This window comes from Spirabiliibacterium falconis (assembly GCF_014885015.1).
Lineage (GTDB): Bacteria > Pseudomonadota > Gammaproteobacteria > Enterobacterales > Pasteurellaceae > Spirabiliibacterium > Spirabiliibacterium falconis.
Genome location: NZ_JABMIJ010000004.1, coordinates 20,886 through 32,932, shown reverse-complemented (window position 1 = coordinate 32,932; position 12,047 = coordinate 20,886). Strand labels below are relative to the sequence as shown.

The window sequence follows — 12,047 nt, the reverse complement described above, 5'->3', positions numbered from 1 at the left end:
GATGGAAAAAGAATTTGAATACGACGAAGAAAAATACCGCAAATGCTTAAACATACTGCTTAAACACGGCAACAAACTCCTTAACGATAAACGTTTCCTCGCCACCGATCATGAAGAGGCTTATGGGCCGAAGAAGCGTGACAAGCATGAACGTTCAAAAGAAAAATCCCAACGTTAGTAGGGATTTTTCAATATTAATTCTAGCTCATTGAATGTACGACACACAACTCACAATGCTCAAGAACCAAATCTATTATTTCGGACTCTATTTTTATCTCTATAGAATTTAATATATTTTTCTTTAAATTTATAGAAAAATTCATTTTATACCCACTAATATATGGTAATACAAAAGTTTCTTCACTGTGATATTCATTGCTTATTTTGTACTTTGCTGTTATTTTAATGGATTTGGATTCTTTTCTCCCCATGGCACTGTTGAAGGTGAAGTTCACTGAAACTTTGTTAGGTTTGAATATACCAATGCTATGACTAATCGTTAAATGATTATTAATTTCTTTTTTAGATTCTATTAAGTTTGTTTTTTTTATGGTGTATTTATGGTCTTCACTTTTAATTGTTGAATTTATGTATTCAGAAAGAATATCAGATAAAAAATCACATCCCTTTTCGTTAATATGTTGTTTGTCATAAAAAAACTCAGATGATTTATTAGGGTATAAAGAATCCAAATCGATGACATCATATCCAATATGAGAATTTTTTAATATAATGTTATTCATTATATTTAATTGCCTTCTTGATGAGTTTGAACAGCATGTAGCTATGCATAATTTTATATTATTTAACTTGCATATATAATTTATCGTTTTAATGTTGTTGAGTATCTGGTAAGAATTTTCCTCAATTGTTTCAAAAAATATTTTTTCATTGAAACTATCGTTTGGTGTAAAATTGGAAAAGAATTTACTATTGTTTGAATAGCCGTTTTCAAACTGTAAAGCAGTAAAGTCACAAGAGGGTTGAATATATATTAAGATTTCAGGTTTCATAAAAGCTATTTTATTAATAATAGTATTTAATATATTTATTCCCGTTGCGCCAGAGACGCCAGCATTATATACTTTAATGTTTTTATAAAAATTTTTTAAAAGTTTTTCCTCAACAAGAGAGTGTATTCTTTTTGATTCATTGACGAATATTGTTTCTACAAAAGAATCACCAATAATAACAACCTTATTGTTTGAGCTTAAATCTAAATATGATTTTAAAAAACCTTGGTCATCTGTTTTCTGCATATAAGCAATATTTTCTTGAAGTCCAGTGCTTTTTTTTATGTATGAATCCTCTGGAACATGAACTCTCAAGATTGATGGTTTGAATTCTTTAATTCTAATTGTTCTTTTCATATCAGTCATTTCTTAAAATCTCCGTAAATAATCTTGACGAATTTTGGTTGTCGATGGCTAAAAATATTTTATTAGTTCTTTCAAGATATAATTTATCCATTTTTCCTCTGTTGTTGACGATATGAATTAGTTGGTCGATAACTTCATCTGACTTATGACAAACCTTGCCAGGGGCCATCGAATGGAAATCAAAAATACCTTTTTTATAATGTTTTGAATAAAAATCCTCTTCATCGAATTGAAAAAACACACAAGGTTTTCTTAGATAACTAAAATCAAAAAATACACTTGAATAATCGGTTATCATGATAGCTGATTTATTAAATAATTGACTATACGATATAGAGTTTTTGGATATTATTTCTATCCTTTCACTTTGAAGTTTAAAAAAGTACTCAGCATACTGTCTAAGTCCAGGATGTAGTACGAATTTAATTCGATAATTATTTTTAGTAATTAAATTATGTAATTTTGAACTGGATAATAGTTCGCTAAAATTTTTATAATAGTCGGAGTCAACGAATCCGTCTATCTTATCGTGCATGCCACTTGATAATATTTTTCCGCTTAAATAAGAACGCCAAGTGGGCATTATTAAAATAATATTTTCACTTTTTGAATTTAGTATATCATAGCGAGAAAATCCAGATTCAATGATTTCAGTCTTCTTATAAAAGAAACTTTTATTTCCAAAAATATTTTTTTCGAAACTAGCAGCTGTAACAACTTTATCAACATGTTTATTGAACTTGTTCGCAGCGCTTTCAATATTATTCATTGTTATTCCATGTTGCAGCCAAATTATTTTACTTTCAATTAAATCATTATAATATTTTAAAAATCTATACTGAATAGGTTTGAAAAAATTTAATGCTAAATGTGATGTAAAAATATATTTTGCATTTAAGTATAAATATTTATGCTTAAGACTGTTCTGAATTACAACATTTCCTATAGCTTTAATTCTTTTAATATCTGGAGATTTTTTATCTAAAACGAAATAACATCTTTTCGAGAAGTCTGGATAGTTATTACATATATATCTGAATAAGGCTTCAGCATTATCATTTGCAGTTATTGGTCGATCATTGAAAAGCCAATATTCTGCTTTTCTTTGTTTTGCAAGCCTTAACCATTTAAATTTTTTATGATTTTTGTAAATTGAATAGAAGGCGATCAGTCTATTTTTGAACTTTTTAGCTCTATTATATTTTTCGATAAAAAAAGTTCTACTATAGAAAGAGATGTCATAACCAGTCTTACAGTATAGTCTAAATGATCTAGTGTTGAAGATACTAGATCCCAAGAAAGGATTTTCAGAATAAGTTTGTAGTCTGTTGATAATATGAATATATCCGTTTCTTTTGTTTAAAAAATATAATTTGAATTTCATGCTTTTGCATACAGGTATTTCAAACCTGCTATACAAAATTGTTTCGTTTGATTTAATATCATCTACTCTATAAATGTATACACTATCACAGTAATATTTTTCTTGTGGATATATGAATTTTTTATCTTCAGTGAATATTACTATTTCTATGTTTTTTAGACCAAAATGATTGAATAAGGTTTCAATAACTAAATTATTGTTATATAGTTTGATTTCTTTAATATCCAACGGTAGATAATTAATTTTTAAAACAGGCTGGTTTTTAATTAAAATTTCTCCATTATTGTTTATATCAAATTTATTTTTGTATATATTTGTTAAAAGCAGAAGCTTGATAGAATTATCTGCAAATTTACTTTTGTGTTGAATAAAATTTAGAGGTATTTTTTCTAAGATATCTCGATAATTATTTATAATGATGTTAAATTCTTTTGAATCTTTAAAAATAGACTTTTTGATATTTTTTATTCTAGATCTTAATAAATATATGGCCAGTTCATAATACAGTTCTGAATTTTTATTGATATTAATATTGTTGAGAACATAAATAGGAGTATAAAATGCTTCTGGAGTGATTTTACTTTTATCAACTTGTGAATTCGATGTTTTTCTTCTTCTATACATATATTTAACGTTTTTTTCACAAATATAACCAAACTTAGTGATTTTACTATATAAAGAAAAGTTAAATAAAGTGTCTTCGTCACCAAATATAGCATCATTAAATTTTAAATTTTTGATCAAATCTTTTTTATAAAAAGAGCTTGCAGATGATAAAATGAAATTATGTCCTTCTTTATTTAAGTCTATAATCCTGTTTTTATCACCAAGAAATTTATATTTTGGATGAGCTCCTGAAGCGGCTTCAAAATATTCTAGAGGGATAGATATATGTGCAATTTCTTCATTGTTTTTATTGATAAAGTTTTTTATTTCAAATAGTGTATTTTTAGTTAGAATATCATCAGGATCAAAAAAATTAATATATTCTCCTGTTGCATATTCAAGTCCAATATTGCGAGTTTTAGATAGTCCTTGATTAGAATGGTTTTCAATCAATATAATATTTTTAGGATATCTAATTTGAAAAGATTGGCATATGGTATAACTGTTATCTGTTGATTTGTCATCAACGAGTATTAATTGTACTTCTTTAGTAAATGAGATTCTTTTTTGATTAATGATACTTTCTATCGCTTCACTAATCCAAGGTCCAGCATTATAAACTGGCATAATTAATGAAAAAAATGGGGTGAATGCGTTACTTTGATTCATTTTTGAAATACTCCGTAATAAATTTTTCAAAGTCAGATTGATAACTTTGGATTAATTTAGCATCTTTAAAATCATTCGCACAAAACGAGTGTGGCTGCGTGCCATTGGTGTTTTGTGTCAGTAATTTTTTATAATGCGTAAGTGCATTAGGTGAACGAATGTTGAAATAATAGCATATTTCTCTGCTTGAAACAGATTTGCCTTCAAGGTACATAATCCACGGCACGAGGAAGGTGGCGAGGTTCATGTCTTCCTTGCCGCGAAAGCGATTGGGCAAAAAAGCGTGAATTTCTTCAAAAAAGGTGTCCCATGCCTTCAAATAAGCACTTTTTTTCAAGGGTACATACGTGTGCACCAGTGGGATGTCGATCTCGCTGCCGTAGTGAATGCGCAACAACGCGCGCGCATTGAGTGAGGCACTGAGTGTGGGGGTGATCACGCCTTTTTTTAACATGGCATTGAGGCTTTTATTTGAAATAAAAATAGAGGCAATGCCATTGTTGCGGAAAAAGTGTTCTTTCAGTAGCGGGCGGGCTACAAACACATCATCATTGAAATAGATAAAGTTTTCACTTAAATCGGGAATTTTATGCAAATTCGCTTCAATCACATGGGAGTTGAAGGTGGGCAAATACTCGGGATCAATAATGGTTTTATGATCCACAATCACGATGTTGTCGCTAGGGGTGAACCACTGCGGCACTTGGTTGTCGGTCACGATAAAAATTTTACGTATCCAAGGCAGATAGGTGCGCACACTGTGCAGGGAATAAAACAACTCATTGTGGTTGCTAAAGCGGGCTTTGTCTTTTCCAAAGAGAGCGATATCTTGCGTGCTACATTTTGAAAATCGGGCAAATTTGGCCTGCCAGACTGGGTCTTGGTCATTCACCCAGGTGAACACAGCGTCCACTGGCACTTCATGTGAGAATTTCACGCTCGATTCCAGTGCTTGCAGGTTGGTTTGGTTTTTGATTATCGCGTATTCATCTTCTTCATTTAGCTGTTGTTCAGTATTAATGACAGGGTACTTTTTATTGAAATAATCCCTGAAAAATAGCCCAGGGCTTTTGAGAAATTTGCGGATTTTACGAAACTGCATACTATACCTATGCTTAATTTATCTCCCTGACGCGTTGCCATATTTGTTACAGTGTATTAAGCAGAAAATGCTAACTTATCCATTTAGTATAATATAAATGCACTCAAGAATATATGATTTATTTTGTGGATTAAGGTGTTTAGGTGTATTATAGCTAATTATCATATAAGTCAATTAAGATGTAATACTATGAAAATAAAGGTTTTTATGTTTTGCGTTTCTGCCGTGTTGCTTTCAGGCTGCAATCTGATGCCAACCTCAGGTCCGAGCCAAAGTAAGGTGATTGAGCTGAAAAATGACGAGAATGAGCTGCCAACAGTGGATGTTATTGATGTTAATGATCATGTTTCAAATCAGTTATTTCGTCAAAAACAGGCGCAGTCGTTTAGCCATCTCAGTGGCAGCGCGGGTGTGTATCGTGGCACGGTGAATGTGGGTGATGTGCTTGACATTGTGATTTGGGAGGCGCCACCTGCGGTGCTGTTTGGCTCTGTGTTGAGCCAATCGGGTGCGGGTGCGTCGGATGTCACTCGTTTACCTGAGCAAATGGTGAGTGAGAATGGGCGTATTACAGTGCCATTTATTGGTGCTATTTCTGTGCGAGGAAAAACACCTGAGCAGATTCAAACAGATATTCGACGACGTTTATCAGGGATGGCGAATCAGCCGCAGGTGATGGTGCGTATTGTTAAAAATAATTCTGCTAATGTTACCGTGCTACGTCAAGGCAATGGTGTGCGAATGCCATTAACTGCCCACGGAGAGCGTGTTTTGGATGCTGTAGCAGCAGTGGGGGGCGCATCAGATAATATGCGTAATGTGTCCGTGCAGCTTGCGCGTGGTAATCAAGTGAAAACAATTGCCTTAGATACGCTCGTTTCTAATCCCAAAGAGAATATTCCTTTACGTTCAGGCGATGTAGTAACATTGCTAAATAATCCGTTAAGTTTCACTGCAATGGGGGCTGTAGGTTCAAATCGTGAAGTGCGGTTTGCAGCGAAAGGGCTAACGTTAGCTGAAGCGATTGGGCGAATGGGCGGTCTTTTAGATAACCGTTCTGATCCGCGAGGTGTCTTTGTCTTTCGTTATATTCCATTTGATGATTTAAATATAGTTGATAAGCAAAAGTGGGCGAATAATGGTTATACTTCAGGTATGGATATTCCAACCGTTTACCGTTTGAATTTGCTTGAGCCTAAATCACTGTTCTGGTTACAACATTTCCCGATTGAAGATCATGACATTGTATATGTGTCTAATGCGCCATTAGCTGAATTCCAAAAATTCTTGCGTTTAATTTTCTCGATTACTTCACCTGTAACAGGTACAGTGTCTAATATCGAGCGTATTGCAGATTGAGGTAAGTATGACTGAGGACTTAGAGAAAAAAACACAAAGTGCGGTTGCTATAACCTCATCTAAAAAGTCATTATGGAAAAAATTTAATCCATTATTTTGGGTTACAGTGATTATTCCAACGGTGTGTTCTGCATTTTATTTTAGCATATGGGCATCTGATGTGTATGTATCAGAGTCGTCGTTTGTCGTACGATCATCTCGTAGCCAAGCATCACTTAGTGGCTTTGGGGCGTTATTGCAAAGCATTGGTTTTGCGCGTTCTCAAGATGATACTTATACAGTACAGGCATTTATGCGTTCTCGAACCGCACTTGCTGATTTGCAAAAAGTATTGCCGTTAAGAGACTTTTATACGCAGAAAGGGGATTTATTCTCCCGCTTTGCCCCTCTCGGCATTAATTCAGAAGAGGAATCGTTCTATCACTATTTTCAAAAGCAAGAAAATATTAGTTTAGATTCGGTTTCTGGCATCGCAACATTGTCGATTAAAGCATTTAGTGCCGATGATGCGCAAGCAGTCAATCAAGAATTATTAAAACAAGGTGAAAGTTTAATTAATTTGTTGAATGAGCGTGCTCGTAAAGATACGATTTTATTTGCACAACAAACAGTTAAGGAAGCGGAAAACCGTGTTAACGAATCAGCCCAAGCATTAAGTCATTACCGTGTCAAAAACGGAATTTTTGATGTGAAATCACAATCTGAGGTTGTATTAACACTGATTTCTAAGCTTCAGGATGAATTAATTTCTATTCAAACTCAGCTTGATCAAGTGCGGTCTATTACGCCAAATAACCCACAAGTTAAGACCCTAAAAAGTCGAGAGGAGAGTATTAAGCGAGAGATTGCACAACAGATGCAATCAGTGCTTGGTGGGGATGATTCCATGGTGAATCAAACGGCAGAATATCAACGATTAGTGCTAGATAACACGCTTGCACAACAGCAATTAACAAGTGCATTAACTGCTTTACAAAATGCGAAGAATGAAGCTGAACGCCAGCAACTTTATTTGGAAGTTATAAGTCAACCGAGTAAACCAGATTTAGCACTATTACCACAGCGGCTGTATAATATTTTATCGACCTTTATTATTGGTCTCATTTTATACGGGGTGTTGAGTTTATTAATTGCGAGTATTAGAGAGCATAAAAACTAATGCAATACGGAGATCAAACAACATTTCGTCAATCTCTTGCAATTCAAGGGCGAGTAATTGGTGCATTATTGATGCGCGAAATCATTACACGCTATGGTCGTAAAAATCTTGGTTTTTTATGGTTATTTGTTGAACCATTATTGCTTACGTTTGCGATTGTCTTAATGTGGAAATTTTTCCGTGCTGATCGTTATTCAACTTTAAATATTATTGCATTTGTTATAACGGGTTATCCAATGGCTATGATGTGGCGAAATGCGTCAAGTCGTGCCATTGGTGCGATTAATGCAAATATTGGGCTGTTGTATCATCGCAATGTCAGAGTATTGGATACGCTGATTGCTCGTATGTTGCTTGAAATTGCGGGGGCAAGCATTGCGCAAATTATCATTATGGCTGTTTTTGTTTTGCTTGGTTGGATTGATCTGCCAAATGATACGCTTTATATGTTATTTGCTTGGTCGTTAATGGCAATGTTTGCATTAGGGCTTGGGTTAATCATTAGTGCCATTGCCTTTTATTTTGAGGCATTTTCTAAAATTTGGAGCACATTGAGTTTTATTATTTTACCACTATCGGGTGCTTTCTTTTTTGTAAACTCGTTGCCAGAAAGTGTGCAAGCATATGTGAAATGGATACCAATGGTGAGTGGTACCGAAATGCTTCGACATGGCTATTTTGGTAACCAAGTTATTACGCACGAAGATCCATATTTTTTAATTTTATGTAATTTAACTATGCTGTTGATCGGGCTTGCGTTGGTAAATAAATTCAGCCAAGGAGTGGAGCCTTCATGATTTGTGTTGAAAATGTGAGCAAACGCTACCAAACTCGCAGTGGGTGGAAAACAGTATTACATGACATTAATTTTAAACTGGAAAAGGGTGAAAAAATTGGTATTCTTGGGCGTAATGGAGCGGGTAAGTCCACGCTGATTCGCTTAATTAGTGGTGTAGAGCCTCCTACAACAGGTGTTATTCATCGTAGTATGAGTATTTCTTGGCCTCTCGCATTTAGCGGTGCATTTCAAGGTAGCTTAACGGGCATGGATAATCTGCGTTTTATTTGTCGTATTTATGATGTGGATGTTGACTACGTCAAGCGTTTTACCGAAGAGTTCTCCGAGCTGGGTGATTATCTCTATGAGCCCGTTAAGAAATATTCCTCAGGAATGAAAGCCCGCTTAGCCTTTGCTCTCTCACTGTCAGTGGAATTTGATTGCTATTTGATTGATGAAGTGATTGCAGTAGGTGATTCTCGTTTTGCTGCAAAATGCAAGTATGAATTGTTTGAAAAGCGCAAAGATCGTTCGATTATTCTAGTTTCTCATAGTCCCTCAGCAATTCGCGAATATTGTGATAATGCGTTGGTATTAGAAAAAGGGTATATGTATAATTTCCCTTCTATTGATGAAGCGTATAACTATTATAATAACACTCAAAAGTAAAAGTGCGGTTTAACCGCACTTTGCATTTTAGATGATAGCTACTTTTTCACAAGCGACTTGGTGATGAGCGTTGCCTTTTAGTTCAGGTTTATTGAGTGCACAGGCACTGTCTGCCAGTGGGCAACGAGTGCGAAATACGCAGCCGCTCGGTGGGTTGATAGGGGAGGGGAGATCACCTTCGAGTAGTTGGATTTGTTTGTTGCGCTCTAAATTGGGATCGGGAATTGGCACTGCCGACATTAAGGCTTTGGTATATGGATGCTTGGTGTCGGTATAAACCGAAACATAATCGCCTAACTCCACTGCGTTGCCTAGATACATCACTAACACACGGTCAGAAATGTGCTTAACTACGGCTAAATCGTGGGCAATGAAAATAAGCGATAATCCCATTTCTTTTTGTAATGATTTTAATAAATTGACGACTTGCGCTTGAATAGATACGTCAAGTGCGGAAACAGGTTCATCACAAATAATCAGTTTAGGTTCAACAATTAGAGCACGCGCAATACCAATTCGTTGGCACTGACCGCCTGAAAACTCGTGAGGATAGCGGTTGACAAGATTTGGTAGTAATCCTACTTTTTCCATCATAGCTTGCACACGCGCTTTTACTGCTTGTCGGTTGAGTTGTGGCTGATAATTGCGTAGTGGTTCTGCAATGATGTCGCCAATAGTCATCCGTGGGTCAAGCGATGCAAGGGGATCTTGGAATATCATTTGTATGTCATTGCGTAAAGCATGCCATTGTTTTGGTGTTTGTCGCCCCAGATCGTTACCTAGCCATACCATTTTCCCGCCAGCAGAAGGAACAAGTCCGATGATGGCTCTCGCCAGTGTTGATTTACCACATCCTGATTCGCCAACAATGCCGAGAGTTTCGCCCTGATAAAGTTTAAAAGAAACGTGATTAACAGCTTTTAATGTTTGTGTTTTAGCGAATAAGCGTTTCTTGTCATTTTTAATGTGGAAGTGAACACTTAAATTATCAACTTCCAGTAGTAAATTTTTTGATTCAGTTGACATTAAATCTCTCCAACAGGAATAGCGCAAGCACGTAGGCGGTTTGTATCAAAACGAGTGAGCTCAGGGGCAGTTAAGCACAGGGAGCTGGCTCGCTGACAACGTGGTTGGAATGGGCAGCCATTCGGCAAATTTAATAAATTAGGCGGATTACCGGGAATGGTTGTGAGTTCGCCAATTTCTTCATTGAGCTTCGGTACAGCATCAATTAAACCAATGGAATATGGGTGCGTTGGGTTATAAAAAATTTGATCCGCGGTACCATATTCCATGGTTCGTCCCGCATACATGACTAAGACATTGTCACAAATGCCAGCCACAACCCCCAAATCATGGGTGATCATAATAATGGCAGTATTAAATTCACGTTTGAGTTCATTAAGTAGTGCCATAATTTGCGCTTGAACAGTAACATCAAGTGCGGTTGTTGGTTCATCAGCAATTAATAATTTAGGGCGACAAAGTAATGCCATCGCGATCATCACACGTTGACGCATTCCGCCCGAAAATTCGTGGGGATACATATCCATCCGTTTTTTGGCTTCAGGCATTTTTACGGCATCAAGCATCGCAAGTGATTCGTTATAGGCCGTTTTTTTATCCATTCCTTTGTGTAGTATCAACACTTCCATCAGTTGATCTTTGACTTTCATATAAGGATTAAGTGATGTCATCGGATCTTGGAAAATCATTGAAATTTGCTCTGCACGAAAGCGGTTTAGCTCACGTTTTGGTAAGTTTAAAATTTCTTTACCATTGAATTTAGCTGACCCCTCGATACGCCCATTATCTGCCAGTAATCCCATAATAGCAAAAGCCGTCTGTGATTTTCCTGAGCCTGATTCCCCAACAATGCCCAGCGTTTGCCCAGCGTTAAGGGAAAATGTTAGGTTGTTGACAGCCGTTACATCGCCGTCATGCGTGTTAAAAATAACACGTAAATTATTTACATCAAGTAATATATCGGATTGTGTGTTGTGCATTGAATTGTCCTTAACGATCTTTTGGATCGAGCGCATCACGCAAGCCATCACCAATAAAATTAAAACAAAATAGGGTGATAACTAAAAATAGAGCAGGAAAAATTAATAACCAAGGCATAAACTCCATTGAGCGTGCACCATCGTTTAATAAACCGCCCCAACTACTGAATGGTTCTTGGGTGCCGAGTCCAAGAAAACTTAAAAAAGATTCAAATAAAATCATACTCGGTACCAGCAGCGAAGCATATACTACAACCACACCTAGCACATTGGGCACAATGTGTTTCCAAATAATTTTAGGTGCTGATGAACCACATACGATAGCTGCTTCAACAAATTCTTTGCGTTTTAGGCTCAAGGTTTGCCCGCGTACAATCCGAGCCATGTCTAGCCAAGAAACCATGCCAATAGCAAGAAAAATAAGAAAAATATTTTGCCCAAAAAATGTAACGAGCAAAATGACAAAAAACATAAAGGGAAATGAATTGAGAATCTCTAAAATGCGCATCATGATGGCATCAACTTTGCCTCCCACATAGCCTGATGTTGCACCATAAAGTGTACCAAATAATACAGCAATAAGCGCACCTGCGATCCCAACCATTAAGGAAATACGCCCACCGATTGCAACACGAACCAGTAAATCTCGCCCCGATGAGTCCGTACCAAAATAGTGCTGGCTTTCCATATCTGGTGGCATGGACATCATTGACCAATCGGTATCATCAAATGGAAACGGGCTTAGCATTGGTGCAAAAATAACAAATAACGTAATCAAAACCAATACACATAGGCTAAGCAGCGCCGCTTTATTATGTAAAAAACGTCGCCGAGCATCTTGCCATAAGCTGCGGCCTTCTATTTCAAGGCTACTATCAATTTGTTGTAATAATTCACTATCTTCTTTTTTTATTAACATCATTTTATCCTTAAAAA

11 protein-coding genes are annotated in these 12,047 nt (G+C 35.9%); 5 read left to right on the top strand and 6 right to left on the bottom strand.

Annotated features, from left to right (window positions below):
• The first annotated feature begins 1 nt into the window (after position 1).
• Positions 2–178, top strand: a complete 177-nt coding sequence (locus HPC40_RS01150) for a hypothetical protein (protein ID WP_208117648.1) — start codon at positions 2–4, stop codon at positions 176–178.
• Between the two features lie 22 nt (positions 179–200).
• Here HPC40_RS01150 and HPC40_RS01145 read toward each other — a convergent pair whose 3' ends face one another.
• From HPC40_RS01145 to HPC40_RS01135, 3 genes are read right to left on the bottom strand one after another with little or no spacing between them, the layout of a single operon-like run.
• Positions 201–1,379 carry an SGNH/GDSL hydrolase family protein gene (locus HPC40_RS01145; RefSeq protein ID WP_208117647.1) on the bottom strand — a complete coding sequence of 393 codons (1,179 nt, stop codon included), beginning with the start codon at positions 1,377–1,379 and terminating at the stop codon, positions 201–203.
• The gene (locus HPC40_RS01140) at positions 1,372–4,038 is read right to left on the bottom strand and encodes a bifunctional glycosyltransferase/CDP-glycerol:glycerophosphate glycerophosphotransferase (RefSeq protein WP_208117646.1); all 2,667 of its coding nucleotides are present in this window, start codon (positions 4,036–4,038) and stop codon (positions 1,372–1,374) included. Before HPC40_RS01140 ends, HPC40_RS01145 begins: the two co-directional genes overlap by 8 nt.
• Positions 4,025–5,140, bottom strand: coding sequence for a stealth family protein (locus HPC40_RS01135; protein ID WP_208117645.1), 1,116 nt, complete (start codon positions 5,138–5,140; stop codon positions 4,025–4,027). Before HPC40_RS01135 ends, HPC40_RS01140 begins: the two co-directional genes overlap by 14 nt.
• 207 nt (positions 5,141–5,347) lie before the next feature.
• On the opposite strand from HPC40_RS01135, the gene HPC40_RS01130 reads away from it, so the two are divergent.
• Genes HPC40_RS01130 through HPC40_RS01115 form a run of 4 tightly spaced genes read left to right on the top strand, consistent with a single transcriptional unit; the run spans position 5,348 to position 9,105 of the window.
• Entirely contained in the window at positions 5,348–6,499 is a 1,152-nt protein-coding gene (locus HPC40_RS01130; protein ID WP_235972259.1) for a polysaccharide biosynthesis/export family protein, read from the top strand.
• 7 nt (positions 6,500–6,506) lie between these two features.
• Positions 6,507–7,658: a capsule biosynthesis protein gene (locus HPC40_RS01125; RefSeq protein ID WP_208117643.1), complete on the top strand. Its 1,152-nt coding sequence runs from the start codon at positions 6,507–6,509 to the stop codon at positions 7,656–7,658.
• Positions 7,658–8,455 carry an ABC transporter permease gene (locus tag HPC40_RS01120; protein ID WP_208117642.1) on the top strand — a complete coding sequence of 266 codons (798 nt, stop codon included), beginning with the start codon at positions 7,658–7,660 and terminating at the stop codon, positions 8,453–8,455. Before HPC40_RS01125 ends, HPC40_RS01120 begins: the two co-directional genes overlap by 1 nt.
• Entirely contained in the window at positions 8,452–9,105 is a 654-nt protein-coding gene (locus HPC40_RS01115) for an ABC transporter ATP-binding protein (protein ID WP_208117641.1), read from the top strand. The genes HPC40_RS01120 and HPC40_RS01115 overlap by 4 nt, the downstream gene beginning before the upstream one ends.
• Positions 9,106–9,132: 27 nt before the next feature.
• Here HPC40_RS01115 and oppF read toward each other — a convergent pair whose 3' ends face one another.
• Genes oppF through oppC form a run of 3 tightly spaced genes read right to left on the bottom strand, consistent with a single transcriptional unit; the run spans position 9,133 to position 12,030 of the window.
• Positions 9,133–10,131 carry a murein tripeptide/oligopeptide ABC transporter ATP binding protein OppF gene (gene oppF, locus HPC40_RS01110; RefSeq protein WP_208117640.1) on the bottom strand — a complete coding sequence of 333 codons (999 nt, stop codon included), beginning with the start codon at positions 10,129–10,131 and terminating at the stop codon, positions 9,133–9,135.
• Positions 10,131–11,111, bottom strand: coding sequence for an oligopeptide ABC transporter ATP-binding protein OppD (gene oppD / locus HPC40_RS01105; RefSeq protein ID WP_208117639.1), 981 nt, complete (start codon positions 11,109–11,111; stop codon positions 10,131–10,133). The genes oppF and oppD overlap by 1 nt, the downstream gene beginning before the upstream one ends.
• A gap of 10 nt (positions 11,112–11,121) precedes the next feature.
• The gene (oppC, locus tag HPC40_RS01100) at positions 11,122–12,030 is read right to left on the bottom strand and encodes an oligopeptide ABC transporter permease OppC (protein WP_208117882.1); all 909 of its coding nucleotides are present in this window, start codon (positions 12,028–12,030) and stop codon (positions 11,122–11,124) included.
• Positions 12,031–12,047: the final 17 nt, after the last annotated feature.